At 74.5% G+C, this 15915-nt stretch carries 10 protein-coding genes and 1 pseudogene; 3 read left to right on the top strand and 8 right to left on the bottom strand.

All coding sequences use genetic code 11. From position 1 onward, the window contains the following. Positions 1-62 precede the first annotated feature (62 nt). Positions 63-1310: an MFS transporter gene (locus STBA_RS33575; RefSeq protein WP_077062767.1), complete on the top strand. Its 1248-nt coding sequence runs from the start codon at positions 63-65 to the stop codon at positions 1308-1310. A gap of 47 nt (positions 1311-1357) precedes the next feature. On the opposite strand, the gene STBA_RS33570 is transcribed toward STBA_RS33575, so the two are convergent. Further along, positions 1358-2548 carry a S8 family peptidase gene (locus STBA_RS33570; protein WP_253195174.1) on the bottom strand — a complete coding sequence of 397 codons (1191 nt, stop codon included), beginning with the start codon at positions 2546-2548 and terminating at the stop codon, positions 1358-1360. Between the two features lie 287 nt (positions 2549-2835). On the opposite strand from STBA_RS33570, the gene STBA_RS33565 reads away from it, so the two are divergent. After that, a complete protein-coding gene (locus STBA_RS33565) occupies positions 2836-4854 on the top strand; it encodes a TetM/TetW/TetO/TetS family tetracycline resistance ribosomal protection protein (protein WP_077062765.1) in 2019 nt (672 codons plus the stop codon). Positions 4855-4920: 66 nt separating this feature from the next. Beyond that, positions 4921-5829, top strand: coding sequence for a class I SAM-dependent methyltransferase (locus STBA_RS33560; protein ID WP_077062764.1), 909 nt, complete (start codon positions 4921-4923; stop codon positions 5827-5829). Between the two features lie 39 nt (positions 5830-5868). Here STBA_RS33560 and STBA_RS39580 read toward each other — a convergent pair whose 3' ends face one another. The 7 genes and pseudogenes from STBA_RS39580 to STBA_RS33530 form a co-directional block, all read right to left on the bottom strand. Then, positions 5869-6534 (bottom strand): hypothetical protein, encoded by a 666-nt coding sequence (locus tag STBA_RS39580; RefSeq protein WP_366510928.1) that lies wholly within the window; start codon positions 6532-6534, stop codon positions 5869-5871. 81 nt (positions 6535-6615) lie between these two features. Beyond that, positions 6616-7682: pseudogene (locus STBA_RS39575) on the bottom strand (FAD-dependent monooxygenase); the annotation flags it as partial. Further along, positions 7669-8463, bottom strand: coding sequence for a bifunctional 2-polyprenyl-6-hydroxyphenol methylase/3-demethylubiquinol 3-O-methyltransferase UbiG (gene ubiG / locus STBA_RS33550; RefSeq protein WP_077062763.1), 795 nt, complete (start codon positions 8461-8463; stop codon positions 7669-7671). The pseudogene STBA_RS39575 and the gene ubiG, both read right to left, overlap by 14 nt. Before the next feature lie 12 nt (positions 8464-8475). Further along, complete coding sequence (gene asnB / locus STBA_RS33545) at positions 8476-10317, bottom strand: asparagine synthase (glutamine-hydrolyzing) (protein ID WP_077062762.1); 1842 nt, start codon at positions 10315-10317, stop codon at positions 8476-8478. Position 10318: 1 nt separating this feature from the next. After that, positions 10319-10861, bottom strand: coding sequence for an SRPBCC family protein (locus STBA_RS33540; RefSeq protein WP_077062761.1), 543 nt, complete (start codon positions 10859-10861; stop codon positions 10319-10321). Positions 10862-10936: 75 nt separating this feature from the next. Further along, positions 10937-11626, bottom strand: a complete 690-nt coding sequence (locus STBA_RS33535; protein ID WP_077062760.1) for a class I SAM-dependent methyltransferase — start codon at positions 11624-11626, stop codon at positions 10937-10939. Next, positions 11623-15915: type I polyketide synthase (locus tag STBA_RS33530; RefSeq protein WP_171987844.1), on the bottom strand; the 4293-nt coding region annotated here is incomplete at its 5' end. The genes STBA_RS33535 and STBA_RS33530, both read right to left, overlap by 4 nt.

Here is a 15915-nt window from a genome sequence, read left to right as displayed (position 1 = left end):
CCGGGGCCGCCCGGCCCCGTTCGGTCTGCGGGATGCCGGTTTTCCGAATCTAGAATGCCCGGATGTCGAACGAGGAGTCCGTGGCCACGGACCGGGCCGCGCGGCGGCGGGCTGCGCCTCCTTCCGCCGCCTGGGTGCGCCGGCTCGCCGTCGCCGCGCTGATCCTGGCGGCGCTGAATCTCCGTCCCGCGGTCACCAGTCTCGGCCCGGTGCTGGAAGAGGCCCGTGCCTCCCTGGGGATGAGCGCCACCCTGGCCGGGCTGCTGGTCTCCTTGCCGGCGGTGTGTTTCGCGCTGATCGGCTTCGCCGCGCCCCGCCTGGCCCGCAGGTACGGGGCGGAGGCCGTCATCGTCACCGGGCTCGCGGCGATCACGGCCGGGCTCGTGCTGCGTTCCTTTGCGCACGCCACCGCGCTGTTCGTCGCGCTGAGCGCGCTGGCGCTCGCCGGTATCGCGGTGGCCAACGTGCTGCTGCCGGTCGTGGTCAAGCAGCGTTTCCCGCACCGCGTCGGCGCCATGACGGGCCTGTACTCGATGGCGCTGAACCTCGGGGCGTCCGGCGCCGCCGCCGCGACCGTGCCACTGGCGAACGTCGCCGACGGCGACTGGCGGATCGGCCTGGGCACGTGGGCGCTGCTTGCCGCCGTCGCCGTGCCGCCCTGGCTGCGCCTCGTGCGCCGCCGCGACGTGGCCGACGCGGGGCGGGTGCCGGGCGCGCCGGGTGCCGCGGCGGGGCGCGACGTCCGGTTGCGCCGCAGTCCGACGGCGTGGGCGCTGGCCGTCTACTTCGGCCTTCAGGCGACCGCCGCTTACGTCATCATCGGCTGGCTGCCGACGATGTTCCGCGATGCCGGGCTCTCCGCCGAGTCCGCGGGGCTGCTGTTCGCCGTGACCTCGGTGCTCGGCGTTCCGCTGTCCTTCGCGCTGGCCGCCGTCGCGGGGCGGCTGCGCCACCAGAGCGGTATCGCCGTCGTCCTCGCCGTCTTCGGTCTCGCCGGGTACGCGGGGCTGTGGGCGGCCCCCTCGGCGGTGCCATGGCTGTGGGCCGTGCTGCTCGGGGTCGCCAACTGCTCGTTCCCGCTGGCGTTGACCATGATCGGGATGCGCGGCCGGGACGGCGCGACCGTGACGCGGCTGTCGGCATTTGCGCAGGGCGTGGGCTATTTGATGTCGATTCCGGGACCGATTCTGGTGGGGGCGCTGTATGAGCGGACGGATGACTGGCAGGTGCCGCTGGTCTTCATGGCGGCGCTGATGGTGGCGCAGCTGCTCGCGGGGGTGCTCGCCGGGCGCAACCGGCAGCTCGGTTGACGGTCGTCCGGCCCGCGGCCGGGGGCGTGGGCCGGGGGCGGGACCGGTCACAGGCCACCGGTGGACAGCAGGCGGTCGGGGGAGGTCTTGGTGACATCGAGGACGTCCTTCGTCGACTGCTCGATCAGCCAGTCCGTGAGCTGCTCGGGGGTGGCGTCCGGGTCGGCCGCCTTGCGGAGCGCGGCGACACCGCTGACGTGGGGGGCGGACATGGAAGTGCCGTTCTTCGCCGTGCTGCCGCCGCCGAGCTTGGCGGAGATGATGGCCTGCCCGGGGGCATACAGGTCGAGGCAGGGGCCGAAGTTGCTGAACGCGGTCTCCTGGTCGTCGGCGTCCGTCGCCCCGACGGTCAGTGCCCCGCGGGCACTCGCCGGTGAGTAGTCGCAGGCGTCCCCGCCCTCGTTGCCCGCGGAGATCACGGGCAGGACGCCCCGGTCGGCCAGTCGGTCGGCCGCCTCGTTGACGCTCTGGGTCAGGTCGCCGCCGAGGGAGGCGTTCGCCACGGCGGGCTGCTGGGCGTGCTGGGCGACCCAGTCGAAGCCCGCGATGATCTGTGACCACTCGCCCCTGTTGTCGCAGCCGAGGACCCGGACGCTGACGAGCGTCGTCTCGCGCGCCACCCCGTAGGTGGCGCCGCCGACGGTGCCCGCGACGTGCGTGCCGTGGCCGGCGCAGTCGGCCCCGTCGCGCCCGTCGCCGACCGAGTCGTAGCCGCGCACGGCGCGGCCCTGGAAGTCGGCGTGCCCGAAGTCGATACCGGAGTCGATCACGTAGACGGTGGTGCCGGCGCCGGTGCCCTCGACGTTGAACTCCTGGTTCAACGGAAGGTAGGGCTGGTCGATGCGGTCGAGCCCCCAACTGGCCGCCGCGGCCAGGGGGTCGGCGGCGGGCTCGTCGCCGGAGGCCATGCCGTCCTCCTCGACGGCTTCGACGTCGGGCTGCGCCCGCACGGCGGCCAGTTGCTCCGCGCTCAGCCGGGCCGCGAAGCCGTTGAGGGCCGCGGTGTAGGTGAACAGCGGCTCCACCTCGGGGACCGCGTCCCGCAGCACGGCCGCGGGGGCGGCGCCGTCCCTGACGGTGACGATGTACTGGCCGGGGACGGGGTCCGCGGCCCGGCGCAGCGGGGCGGGCGGGGCGGGCTCGGTGTCCGCGGTCGCGGTGGTGGCCGGGGACAGGGCGGCGAGGAGCAGGAGAGCTGCGGCGGCGGCGAGGACGCGGGGCTTCATCTGCGTAGGCATGACGACGACTTAAGCAAGTCCGCGCCACATCCGTCCATCACGTACAGCAACGGAGCGATAACGGTGTGTGTCACGGTGCGGCCGGCGCGCCCCGCGCGCGTCGTGCACGCCGGGCTCGTTATTGCCGTGCCCGGCGGGCCGGGCTCGGGTATCGTCCGTCCTCGCGGTTTCCCAGCCGCGGTCAAGGCCCCGGGAGCGGGCCAGGAGAACAGGGAGGAACGAGATGCGGCGTCACCTCGGAGTTGTCGAGCTGCTGGACTCCCCCTTCCTGACTCCCGAGGACCTCTGTGCCCCCGAAAACCTTGAACCTTGGCATTCTCGCCCATGTCGACGCTGGTAAGACCAGCCTCACCGAGCGGCTGCTGTTCGACCACGGCGCCATCGCGTCGCTCGGCAGCGTCGACACCGGAAGCACGCAGACCGACTCCGGGGACCTGGAGCGCGAACGCGGCATCACCATCCGTTCCGCGGTCGCGGCGTTCGGCGTCGGCGACCTCCAGGTCAACCTCGTCGACACGCCCGGCCACCCGGACTTCATCGCGGAGGTGGAACGGGCGCTCGCCGTGCTGGACGGCGCGGTGCTCGTGCTGTCGGCCGTCGAGGGCGTCCAGGCGCAGACCCGTGTGCTGATGCGGTCGCTGCGGAACCTGCGGCTGCCGACCCTCCTGTTCGTCAACAAGATCGACCGGGCGGGTGCGCGGCCCGAGGGGCTGCTCGCCGACATCCGGCAGAAACTCGCCCCGCACCTGGTGCCGATGAGCGCGGTACGGCACGCGGGCACCGCCGCCGCCAGGTCCCTGCCCCGCCCGCCGGAGCGGCGCGACGTCCGCGAGCAGGCCGCGGAGGTGCTCGCAGAACACGACGACGCCGTGCTGGCCGGGCTCGTCGAGGGGGACGTGCCGCGGGCCGGGGAGGTGCGCCGGCTGCTCGCCGCCCAGACGGCGGCCGGTCTTGTGCATCCCGTCTGGTTCGGCTCGGCCCTGACGGGTACGGGCGTCGGCGACCTGGTGGCGGGCATCACCGCGTTCCTGCCGCGCCCCGCGGCCCGGCGGGAGGCGCCGGCCCGCGGGACGGTCTTCGCCGTCGAACGGGCCGGGGGCGGGGAAAAGGTCGCCCTGGTGCGCATGTTCTCCGGCGAGGTGCGCGAGCGCGAGCGGCTGACCTTCCGGCGGCGCGAACCGGGCGGTGCGACAACCGAGTTCAGCGGCCGGGTGACCCGGCTCGACGTCGTCGCGGCGCCCGGGACGGGCCGCCGGGAGGCGGGCGGCGGGCGCTTGGCCGCGGGCAGTATCGGCAGGCTCAGGGGCCTGTCCCGGGTGCGGGTCGGCGACCGGCTCGGCGAGCACGGGCAGGGGAACGACCAGGGCGGGGCCCACTTCGCCCCGCCCGGTCTTGAGTCGGCGGTCCGGCCCCGGCAGGCCGGGCAGGAGGCGGCGCTGCACGCCGCCCTTGCCGACCTCGCCGACGAGGACCCGCTGATCAGAACGCGCCCGGCCGGCAACGGCGCGACCTCGGTGCTGCTCTACGGCGCGGTGCAGCAGGAGGTGATCGCGGAGCGGATCAGGCGCAGCCACGGAATCGACCCGGTCTTCGAGAAGATCAGGCCGGTGTACGTGGAACGGCCGGTGGGGGTGGGCGAGGCGAGTCAGGACCTCGGCCCGGGCACCGACGAGTTCTGGGCCACGGTCGGGCTGCGGGTCGAGCCGGCCCCGTTCGGCTCGGGCGTCGCCTTCCGGCGGCAGGTGGAGTGGGGCGCGCTGCCCCGCGCGTTCCACCGCGCGATCGAGGAGGCCGCGCTCCGCACGCTGCACCAGGGCCTGCACGGCTGGGAGGTGACGGACTGCACGGTGACGCTCTTCCGCGTCGGCTACCTGGCGCCGGCCAGCGTGGCGGCCGACTTCCGCGGCCTGACCCCGGTGATCCTGCTGCGGGCCCTGCGGGCGGCCGGTTCCCGGGTGTTCGAGCCCTGCCAGTCGGTGGAGATCGAGATTCCGCCGGACACGCTCGGCGGTGTCGTGGGCTTCCTCGCCGCGCTCGGCGCGGAGACGACGGGGACCACCGGCCGCGGGGCGTCGTGGGTGGTCGGCGCCCAGGTGCCGACGCGGCTGGTGCAGGACCTGACGGCGGCCCTGCCCGGGCTCACGCACGGCGAGGGCGCGCTGTGGTCCCGCGGGGGCCGGGACCGGCCGGTGCGGGGCACTCCCCCGCGCCGTGAACGGTTCGACGGCAACCCGCTGAACTACGAGGAGTACCTGCGGTATCTGGCCGACCGGAGCCTGTCCCGCACGGCCGCGGACGGCGGCTGAGCGGCCCCTCACGGCCGGCCCGCAATTCGGTGGCGGCCGTGGGAGGTGCCTCGTTAACCTCGATAGGTGATCCACGAAGACCCGTTGGCCTATGCCCTGGGGCTCCAGGGCATGGCCCTGATGCGCTCGTTCACCGGGGAGCACGACCGCGCGTTCGTGGCGGAGCGCCTCGCGGAGATCAGGGCGCTGCTCGACGACGCGTCGCTGGTGGACGCGGGCGTGGACGTGGCGCGCGTCGGGACGGTGGAGGGGTACCGGGTCTGGTCGGAGACGTACGACGACGTGCCCAATACCGCCTTCGACTACGACGAGCCCCTGGTGACGGAGATCGTCGGCGCGCTGCCGAGCGGTGTCGCCCTGGACGCGGCCTGCGGCACCGGGCGGTTCGCGGCGGCCCTGGCGGCCCGCGGCCACCGGGTTCTCGGCGTGGACAGCTCGCCCGACATGCTCAGGCGGGCCCGGCTGCGGGTGCCGGAGGGCACCTTCCTGGACGGCGATCTGGACCGGATGCCGGTGGAGGACGCGGCCGTGGACCTGGTCGTGTGCGGGCTCGCCCTGGAGCACGTGCCCGATCTGGGGCCGGTGTTCGCTGAGTTCGCCAGGGTGCTGCGTCCCGGTGGGCAGCTGGTGATCTCCGACATCCATCCGGAGCAGGTGGCCCTCGGCCGGGTCCCTTCGGTGCGCACCGCCGACGGGCGGCGCGGCCGGATCGCCAGCTACCGGCATGCGACCGGCGACTACCTGCGCGCCGCCCTGGCCGCGGGTCTTGACGTGCGGCGTTGCGAGGAGCCGCTGTTGCCCGCGGTGGTGCGGACGGAGCCCGCGGAGGAGGCGCCGGAGCCCGCGGGGCCCGGGCCCTGGCACGCTTGGCCGTGGTCGCTTGCTGCGCTGGCGCCCGAGGCCGCCGAGGCGGCCCAGACGGGGAGGCCCGCCATGCTGATCTGGCAGTTCCAGCGCCCCCCGGCCGCCCGCTGACGCGGCCGGGCCGCGCCGGGCACGGCCGCGCGGCCGTGCTCAGGGCGCGGGGCGTGCGGTCGGCGGCGGTTCGCCGCCGGGGTGGTGCGGGGGCGTGGCCAGGACGGTGGCCATCACCTGCGGCAGTTCCCCGGCGTGCCCGCTGTCCGCGGCCCGCCACGCGACGTGGCCGTCGGGGCGGACCAGGACGGCGCCGCTCGCCTCGACTTCCCGGAGGGCCGCCCAGGTGCCGTACGGGTCGCGCAGCCCGCCGCGGGTGCCGATGCCGCGGACCGTGACGTGCAGGCCGGTGAGCAGCGCGGCCTCGCGCGCCGCCTCGTGCCAGCGTTCGCCGCCGGGGCCGGTGAGCAGCACGAACCGGCCCTGCCCGGTCACGTCCAGCGTCGAGCAGCGGCGCCGCCCGTTCTCCAGCCAGGCGTGCGGCAGCCGTGCGCCCGGCCACGTGGTCGCCCGGTAGTACAGCTCGGGGTCGCGGTCCTGCACGGGCTCGGGGGTGTGGTCGGGAACGGTGGCGCCGGTGCGGTAGCGGTAGCCGAGTTCGACGCCGTGGGCGTTGGCCTGTCCGTGGATCGCGGCGGTGGCGGCGGCGAGGGCCGCGCGCCGCTTCTCCGCCTCCGGAGTCTCGTCGTGCAGGGTCTCCAGCAGGTGCCACTGCTCCTCGGCGCTCTGCCCGTCGGCGAAGCCGAGCGCCTGCGGGATGCCCATGAGGTCGAGCATGCTGCGGAACGCACGGTCGACGGTCTGCCGCCCGACGGGCTGCCGTTCGGCCTCGTAGGTGTCGAGCAGCCCGGGTCCCGCGAGGCCGTCGAGGACGAGACGGAGCTTCCAGCAGAGGTTGAACGAGTCGGCGATGGCCGCGTTGAGCCCCAGGCCGTTGGTCGGCGGGTTCTGGTGGACGGCGTCGCCGACGCAGAACACGCGTCCGTGCGCGTAGCGGGGCGCAACCGCGCTGTTGACTTCCCAGGCCGAGACGTTCTTGATGGTGATGTCCACGGACGGGTCGCCGATGCTTTCGCGGATGCCGGCGCGGACGGCCTCGTGGTCGTTCTCGTCGACCTCCTCCCCGTGGGCGGGGGAAAGGTGAGGTGCAGCCACTCGTGCCAGGGCCGCAGGCTGACGAAGACCCGCCCGTCCGCGGGATCGTGGCCGGGTACCGCGCCCATGTACAGCAGGGCGGGCCGGTGGGCGGCGTAGCGGGAGAGGTCGGCCTCGAACCAGGTGGTGACGGCCCGGGCGACGCCGGTGTGCCCCTCCAGGTCGAGCCCGAGCTGCCGGAGCACGCGGCTGCGGGCCCCGTCGGCGCCGATCAGGTAGTCGGCGCGCACCACGTACTCGTGCCCGGAGAGCCGGTCGGTGATGACCGCCGTGACGCCGTGCTCGTCCTGCTCCAGGGAGACGAACTCGTGCCCGAAGCGCAGCTCTCCGACACACGCCTCCTCGATGGCCGCCACGAGGATCGGTTCCAGCAGGTGCTGGGGCAGGTTGCACAGCGGGCTTGGGCTGGCTGCCCGGTACGCCCCGACCCGGTCCGGACCGTTGCCGTAGGCGTCGATCCTGGCCACCTCCGGCCCGGCGAAGGTGGACATGAACACGTGGTTGGCCATGGCCTCGCCGGGCACCGCGCGGGCCAGGACGCGGTCCTCGACGCCCAGGTCGCGCAGGATCTCGCCGGTGCGCTGGTTGATCAGGTGCGCCCGCGGCGTGTGGGCGGTGCCGAGGTGGCGGTTCACCAGCAGGTGGCGCACCCCGTAGCGGGACAGGGCCAGGGACGCGGCCAGGCCCGAGGGCCCGCCGCCGGCGATGAGCACCGGCACCCGGATGTCCCAGGTCCCGCGGCCGTCACTGCTTGGCATGCGTCTTCCCTTCGGTGTTGCGGGCGTAGCCGGCGTAGATGCCGGACGTGTCCTTGGCCGTGCCCATCCGCAGCTGCCGGCCGAGCTCGCCGTAGGTGATCCGCCCGCGGGCCCGGCTGCGCGCCAGGCGCAGGATCTCGCGTGGGCCGCGGTCGGGCGCGAATCCGACGGTCTCACGGTTGTCCAGGCCGTGCGCGGCGAACAGCGCCCACAGCTCCGCCGGCTTGATGAACTTGCGCCAGTCGTGCAGGTCGCGGGGGGCCCAGCTGACGGACTTCCAGTCCTGGGCCATTTTGATCATCCCGATCCAGGAGCGGAACGTCCGGTTGATCGTGTCGTACAGGTAGTAGCCGCCCGGCCGCAGCACCCGGGCCACCTCGCGGATGGCCTGGTCGGTGTCGGTGACGTGTTCCAGGGTGTCGCAGCAGTAGACGAGGTCGAAGCTGTTGTCGGGGAACGGGAGCCGCTCGGCGACGGCGTGCTTGTACTCGATGTCCAGGCCGGACTCCTTGGCGTGCTCCCCGGCCGCCGCGAGGGAGGTGCGGGACGGGTCGATGCCGGTGACCCGGCAGCCAGCCCGGCTGAACTCCTCGGCCAGCAGCCCGCCGCCGCAGCCGATGTCCAGTACCGGGGTGTCCGCCAGGTCGAGCTCCAGGGTCTCGGTCAGCACCTTGTGGAAGTAGGCGAACCGCGCCGGGGTGAACGCCTGGAGGGTGGCGAACGGCTGGTCGTCGCGCCACCAGGAATCCGGCGCGTTGTAGAGGTCGTTGTCGACTACCATGATCGGCTCTCCTCAGGACAGCTTGATGACGGGGCGGCGGACGTCCAGCCAGGTCGCCATGTCGAGCACCCGCTCGAACGCCTCGCGCGCGTCGCGGTGGACCGCCTCGGGGGGCCCTGCGGCGGCCGTGCGCAGCGCGTCGCGGTCGAAGTAGTCGGCCGCCGGATGGGCGGCCGACAGCAGGTCGGCGACCTGCCGTTGCAGCGCGGTCACGTACCGCGGGTCCTGCGTCGTGGGGTACAGCGCCTTCCGCCGGTCGGCGACCGAGGCGGGCAGGAGCCCACGCACGGCCGCGCGCAGCAGGCTCTTCTCGCGGCCGTCGAACGTCTTCATCGACCAGGGGGTGTTGAAGACGTACTCGACGAGCCGGTGGTCGCAGAACGGCACCCGCACTTCGAGTCCGACGGCCATGCTCATGCGGTCCTTGCGGTCGAGCAGCATGCCCAGCAGGCTCGTCAGGTGCACGTAGCAGAATTCGCGCATCCGGCGCTCGTGCGGGTCCTCCCCGTCGGGCCCGGGGACCTCGGCCACCGCCTCCGCGTACCGCTGCGCCCAGTAGCCGGGGATGTCCAGGGTGGACAGCAGCAGGTCGGGGTGGATCAGCTTCGTCGGGTGGCCGGACGGGTCGAGCCCCGAGGCGGTGACCCAGGGGAACATCGCCGCCTGCTGGACCACCGGCAGGTGGAACCACGGGTAGCCGCCGAACACTTCGTCGGCCGACTCGCCGGACAGCGCGACCGTGGAGTGCTCGCGGATCGCCCGGAACAGCAGATACAGCGAGTTGTCCGCCTCGCCGAAGCCGAACGGCAGGTCGCGGGCGGTGACGGTGGCGGCGCGGACCGAGGGGTCGGCCAGCTCCCGGTGGTCGAGCCTGATGTCGTGGTGCTGGGTCCCGACGTGGGCGACGAGCTCCCGCGCGAACGGCGCGTCGCGGCTGCCGCGCAGCTCGTCCGGCGCGAAGTCGCCGCGCTGCTCGTAGTCGACGGTGAAGCTGCGGGCGGGCTCGCCGCGTTCGCGCATGGCCTTGGCGGCCAGGGCGGTGAGTGCGCTGGAGTCGAGGCCACCGGAGAGCAGCACGCACAGCGGGACGTCGGCGACGAGCTGCCGGGTGACGATGTCGTCCAGCAGCTCCCCGATGTGCGCGACGGTGGTGTCGGTGTCGTCGCGGTGCTCGCTCACCGCCAGTTTCCAGTAGACGTGTTCGCGCAGGCCCGCCCGGTCGACGGTGACCACCGTGCCGGGGCGCACCTCGCGCATCCCCGACCACACGGCGGCGCCCGGCGTCTTGACGAAGCCGAACAGCTCGCGGAAGCCGTCGGTGTCGATGACGGGCTCGACCAGGGGGTGCGCCAGGATCGCCTTGGCTTCTGACCCGAACAGGACGCCGTCCTCCGTCGGGTGGTAGTAGAGCGGTTTGATGCCGAGCCGGTCGCGGATGAGCACGAGCCGGTCGGTGCGGCCGTCCCAGATGCCCAGGGCGTACATGCCGTTCAGCCGGTCGGCGAGGGCCGGGCCCCACTCGACGTAGCCGCGCAGGACGACCTCGGTGTCGCTCGCGGTGCGGAACGCGTGCCCTCTGCGGCGCAGTTCGTCGCGCAGCTCGGTGAAGTTGTACGCCTCGCCGCTGTAGGTCATGGCGACGGGTCCGTCCGGGGTGTCGACGGCCATGGGCTGGGCACCGCCCGCCAGGTCGATGACGGCGAGCCTGCGGTGGCCGAGCGCGGCGTGCCGCGCGAGCCAGCTGCCTTCGGCGTCGGGGCCGCGGCAGGCCATGGTGGCGGTCATGGCCGCGAGGTCGGCCTCCTCGCGGGTGAGGTCGCGGTCGAACGAGATCCAGCCGGTGATGCCGCACATGTCACTGTCCTTCCGGCCGGGCGTCCGACGGCTTGCGGCCCGGGCTCCCTGGACCGGCCAGGTAGCCGGGCAGCCCGTCGATGTGGGAACGCCCGGTCGGGGCGAACATCAGCAGGTCGAGCGGGTAGCCGAACCAGCGCCACGGGCCGCGCAGTTCCGCCGCCCACCGCCAGCTGAACCGGGAGCCGTCGGCGGTGGGCTCGACCACGTAGTCCTCGACGAGCCTGCGGAAGATGGCGCGGGTGCCGGCGACCCCGGTGAACGTCTTGCGGTGCCCCTCGTCCCAGCGGTAGAAGCGCTCGCGGAGCAGGAAGTTGCCGCTCATGTGGATCTCCCTGGTGGTGCCGACGCCGAACGGGCGCGGGGAGGTCCAGGTGAGTTTCCGCATGCCGCGCGTCCAACTGGAGACGCCGTCCCCGGTGAGGGCCGCCCAGGTCTCCTCGGCGGGGAAGGGAACGTCGACGGAGCGCGCGTGCCGCAGCGGGGCGGTGGTCAGGAACGAGTCGTCGGCTTCCTCGATGGGATACCAGCGGTGGCTGCCCATGGGCGGATTCCTTCCTCGGGTGGTGGACGGGACGGGGACGGGATGGGCGTGCGGGTCCGTGCGGGCGTGCGGCGTTCAGGCGGGCGTCCAGGCGCGGAACAGGCCGACGCATCCGCGGACGACCAGCTCGTGCCGCTCGAAGTGCGCGTGCAGCTGGTCGCGCAGGTCGCCGAGCGAGTCGCGGTCGTTGTGGAAGATGCCCTTGCGGTTGAGATCGCGCATGAGGAAGCGCCCGGCGCGGGAGACCGGCACCCCGGAGGCGAGGACCGTGCTGCCGAACACGACGCCGCCGGGCCGCACGACCCGGGCGGCGTGGGCGAGGGCGATGCCCTTCTCCTTCAGGCTGCCGGGGATGCAGTGCAGGAGGAAGCTGAGGGCGGCCGAGTCGTAGGTGCCCTCGGCCAGCGGCAGCGGCTCCAGCGCGTTCGCCAGGACCCGCTCGGTCCGGTAGTCCGCCAGGCGCTCGGCCGTGTAGTCGAGCGTGGCAGGGTTGAGGTCGACGAGCGTGATGTGCGGGTCGGGCACGGGGAACCGGCAGCGGGCGAGCAGATATCCGGTGCCGACGCCGATCTCGGCGTGCCGGGCGCCGATGCAGGTGTCGTACAGCTGCCGGAAGTTGCGCGACGGGCACCGCCAGCACCAGGGCGCGCTGCCGTGCATGACGAACAGGTCGTAGAACGCCAGCGCGCGTCGGTGGTAGGGGGCGTGCCCGTCGACGAGGGCCCGGTCCGCGGCCTCCCGCTCGCGGTCGTGGTCAATGCTCATCGGTGTCCTTCCGTTGGGTCCCGGCGCGGCTCCCCCGACGGGGAGAGGCCGGTGAGCAGGTCGCGGACGGCCCGCGCGGTGGTGGCGGAGTGCTCGCCGAGCAGCGTGAAGTGGTCACCGGGCGCCGGGTCCTTGCGCCGGGCGGGGGGCCAGGCGGCGTGCCAGCCCTGGTCGGGGAAACCGGGCAGCGGGTCCGCCGCCCGGATGTGGAGCACGGGTGCGGCCAGGGGCTCGGGCCGCCAGTCCGCGAACAGCCGGGCGTAGCCGCCCATCGCGGTCAGGCAGGTGTCGTCCCACGGCTCCTCGGCGGGCCGCTCCCGGCTGCCGCCGCGCAGCAGCCGCCGCCCGATCTCGGCCTGGATCAGCGGCAGCGTCGCGCTGCCGGGCCAGTAGCTGTCCAGCAGCACCACGGCGAGCGGTGCGGTGCCGCCGCTCTCAAGACGGGCGGCGACGGCGTGGGCGATCCAGCCGCCGGCGGAGTGGCCGGCGAGTACGAACGGTGCACCGCCCGCGCGCCGTTCGACCTCGTCCGCGTGTGCCCGCGTCAGCGCGCCGAGGTCGGCCGGCAGGCGTTCCTCCCCCGCGAATCCGGGGGCGGGCAGCACCCACAGGTCGCGTTCGCCGCGCAGGGCGGCGGCCAGCCGGGCGTACTGGTGAGCGCCCGAGCGGGCGGCGAACGAAGGGAAGCAGTACAGCGCCGGGCCCGCCGGGCCGCGGGAGAGGCGGACGGCCGCTGGGCCTGGCGCGGGCTCGTACTCGGCGGTGAAGACGTCTCGGAACTGGGCGGCGGCCGTCAGCAGTTGCTGGAACTCTTCGAACCTGCCGCGCCCCGCGGCCCGCAGCGCCAGCCCGCTGAGCCCGGCCCCGGTCCCGCCCGCGACCGGTGGCGCGGCGGGGGCGGCGGTGTCGAGCCCGGCGAGCAGGTGCGCGGTGAGGGCATCCAGGGTGGGGTGTTCGAAGACGGCGGAGGCCGCGAGGGGCAGACCGGTCGCGGCGTGCAGCGCGCCGCGCAGCTCGGCCGCCGCGAGCGAGTCGAAGCCCAGCTCGGGCAGCCCGAGGCTGGTGACCACCGCCTCGGTGTTCTGGTGCCCCAGCACGGCCGCGACGTGCGCGGCCACCACGTCCCGCAGGGCCGCCGTGCGCTCGGTACCCGGGAGGGCGGCGAGGCGCTGCCGCAGCGCGTCGGCGTTTTCGGCGGCGGGCGGGGGGCTTTCGTCCTGACGCGGCGGCGCGGTCCTGACGGTGCCGCCGGGCCAGTAGCGTGCCCGCTGGAACGCGTACGTCGGCAGCTCGGCGCGCCGCCCGCCCCAGGGCGCGAACACCGCGTGCCACTCCACGGGCACGCCCCGGGCGTGCGCCCGCGCCAGGGCCGCGACGACGCTGTCGGTCTCCGGCCGGCCGCGCCGCAGCAGCGGCACCGCGGCCCGGTCTCCCCCGCCCGCCAGGGCGTCCTGCACGAGCGAGGAGAGCCCGCCGCCAGGACCCGCCTCGATGAACGTGGTCACGCCCGCGGCCGCCATGCCCCGGATGCCGTCGAGGAACCGCACGGGCCTGCGCACATGGCGCACCCAGTACTCGGCGGAGCACACCTCGTCGGTGACGGGCGCGCCGGTCACGTTGGAGACGAGGGTGATCCGCGGCGGGCGGAACGTCAGCTCCTTCGCGATCCGCCCGAAGTCGTCCAGCACGCCGTCCATGAGCGGCGAGTGGAACGCGCGGCCGACCCGCAGGCGCCTGGCCCGGTGCCCGCGCGCGGCGAGGTCATCGGCCATGGCGGCCACCGCGTCTTCCGTCCCCGAGATCACCGTCGCGGCGGGCCCGTTCACCGCGGCGACGTCCACCGCGTCCTCGCACCCGGCGAGCAGCGCGCGCACCTCGGCCTCCGCGGCGCGCACCGCCAGCATCGCGCCGGGCGGTGTCGCGTGCATCAGCCGCCCGCGGGCCGCGACGAGCGCGGCGGCGTCCGCGGGCGACAGGACCCCGGCCACGCAGGCCGCCGTCAGCTCCCCCAGCGAGTGCCCGGCGACGGCGTCGGCCTCGACGCCCCAGGAGGCCAGGAGCCGGAACAGCGCCACGCCCACCGCGAACAGGCCGGCCTGCGTGTAGACCGTCTGGTCGAGCAGCGCGGCGCCGGGCGAGCCGCCCTCGGCGAACAGCACGTCGCGCAGCGGCCGTTCAAGATGCCCGTCGAGGTGCCCGCACATCTCGTCCAGCGCGTCCGCGAACACGGGGAACGCGGCGTGCAGCGCGCGCCCCGCGCCCGGCGTCTGGCTGCCCTGCCCGGGGAACAGCAGGCCGGTGCGCCCGGCCGCCGCGACGTCCCGCACCAGCCCGGCGGCGGCGCCGCCGGCGGCCAGCGCGTCGAGCCCGGTGAGAAGCTCCTCGCGCTCCCGCCCGAGGACGGCCGCGCGGTGCGGCAGGGCCCCGCGGGACAGCGCCAGGGAGTGCCCGACGTCCCAAGGGGCGAGACCGGGCCGGTCGTCGAGGTGGGCCCGCAGCCGACGTGCCTGGGCGCGCAGCGCCACCTCCGAGCCCGCGGAGAGCAGCCACGGCACGGGCCAGGGCGGGGGCGGGGGCCGTTCCCGCGTATGTTCCTCCGCGGGCGGTGCCTGTTCAAGGATGACGTGGGCGTTGGTGCCGCTGATGCCGAACGCGGACACGCCCGCGCGCCTGGGCCGTTCCGCCTCGGGCCAGTCCGTGGGCTTCGTCAGCAGCTCGACGCCGCCGCCCGCCCAGTCGACGTGCGGCGTCGGCTTGTCCACGTGCAGCGTGCGCGGCAGCACCCCGTGCCGCATCGCCAGCACCATCTTGATCACCCCGGCCATGCCCGCGGCGGCGGCGGTGTGCCCCAGGTTCGACTTGACCGAGCCCAGCCACAGCGGCCGTGTGGCGTCGCGGTCCCGGCCGTAGGTCGCCAGCAGCGCCTGCGCCTCGATCGGATCGCCCAGCGCCGTGCCCGTGCCGTGGGCATCGACCGCGTCGACGTCGGCCGCGGTCAGCCGGGCATTGGCCAGGGCCTGCCGGATGACGCGCTGCTGGGAGGGACCGTTCGGCGCGGCGAGGCCGTTGCTGGCACCGTCCTGATTGGTGGCCGTGCCGCGCACCAGCGCCAGCACGGGGTGGCCGTTGCGGCGGGCGTCGGAGAGCCGTTCCAGCACGACGACGCCCACGCCTTCGCTCCACGCGGTGCCGTCGGCCGCGGCGGAGAACGCCTTGCACCGCCCGTCGGGGGCCAGGCCCCGCTGGCGGCTGAACGCGATGAACGCCTCGGGCGTGGACAGCACCGTCACCCCGCCGGCCAGCGCGAGCGAGGACTCGCCGCTGCGCAGCGACTGGCACGCCAGGTGCAGCGCGACGAGCGAGGAGGAGCACGCGGTGTCCACCGTGACGGCGGGCCCTTCGAGGCCAAAGGTGTAGGCCAGCCGGCCGGAGATGACGCTGGCCGCGTTGCCGGTCAGCGTGTAGCCCTCGGTGCTGCCCGCGGCGTCACGCACGAGCAGCGGATAGTCCTGGCCGCTGGTGCCGGCGAACACGCCGGTCCTGCTGCCGCGCAGCGACTCGGGCGCGATACCGGCCCGTTCGAAGGCTTCCCAGACGGTTTCGAGGAGCAGCCGCTGCTGCGGGTCCATGGCCAGCGCCTCGCGCGGGCTGATCCCGAAGAACCCGGCGTCGAACGACGCGGCGTCCGCGAGGAATCCGCCGTGGCGGGTGTAGGTCGTGCCGGGGTGGTCGGGGTCGGGGTGGTACAGCCTCTCCAGGTCCCAGCCGCGGTCGGCCGGGAACTCGCTGATCGCGTCGCCGCCGCCGTCGAGGAGCTGCCACAGGTCGTCCGGGGAGGCGATGCCGGCCGGGAAGCGGCAGGCCATGGCGACGACGGCGATCGGCTCACCGGCATCGGCCGCCACGGGCGCCGGGGCGTCATCCGCCGATCGGGCGCCCTGCGCCTCGGCGAGCAGGAAGGCACCGAGCGCGGCGGGGGTCGGGTGGTCGAAGACCACGGTCGCGGGGAGTTTCAGGCCGGTGGCCGCGCGGAGACGATTACGCAGCTCGACGGCGGTCAGGGAGACGAAACCCAGCTCGGTGAACGGGCGGTCCGGCGGAACGGGATCGGTGCGCCCGAGGACGGCACCGATGTGGGCGGACACCATGTCGGAGACCAGCCGGGCCCGCTCGCCCCCGGACAGCCCGGCGAGGCGGTCGCGGAGCGGCGAAGCCGCGGGGTCCGCCGCCTCCTCGGGCGCGTCGGCCGGGACGGTGTCCACCCAGTAGTGGCGGTGCTGGAAGGCGTA

The organism is Streptomyces sp. MP131-18 (assembly GCF_001984575.1).
Taxonomy (GTDB): Bacteria; Actinomycetota; Actinomycetes; order Streptomycetales; family Streptomycetaceae; genus Streptomyces; species Streptomyces johnsoniae.
The sequence above is the reverse complement of the archived record's forward strand: the minus strand, read 5'-3'. Positions and strand labels throughout refer to the sequence as shown.

Coding starts and splice junctions, on each gene's coding strand:
- STBA_RS33575 (WP_077062767.1), top strand. CDS start 63: ATGTCGAACGAGGAGTCCGTGGCCACGGACCGGGCCGCGCGGCGGCGG.
- STBA_RS33570 (WP_253195174.1), bottom strand. CDS start 2,548: ATGCCTACGCAGATGAAGCCCCGCGTCCTCGCCGCCGCCGCAGCTCTC.
- STBA_RS39580 (WP_366510928.1), bottom strand. CDS start 6,534: ATGGGCATCCCGCAGGCGCTCGGCTTCGCCGACGGGCAGAGCGCCGAG.
- ubiG (WP_077062763.1), bottom strand. CDS start 8,463: ATGGTAGTCGACAACGACCTCTACAACGCGCCGGATTCCTGGTGGCGC.
- asnB (WP_077062762.1), bottom strand. CDS start 10,317: ATGTGCGGCATCACCGGCTGGATCTCGTTCGACCGCGACCTCACCCGC.
- STBA_RS33540 (WP_077062761.1), bottom strand. CDS start 10,861: ATGGGCAGCCACCGCTGGTATCCCATCGAGGAAGCCGACGACTCGTTC.
- STBA_RS33535 (WP_077062760.1), bottom strand. CDS start 11,626: ATGAGCATTGACCACGACCGCGAGCGGGAGGCCGCGGACCGGGCCCTC.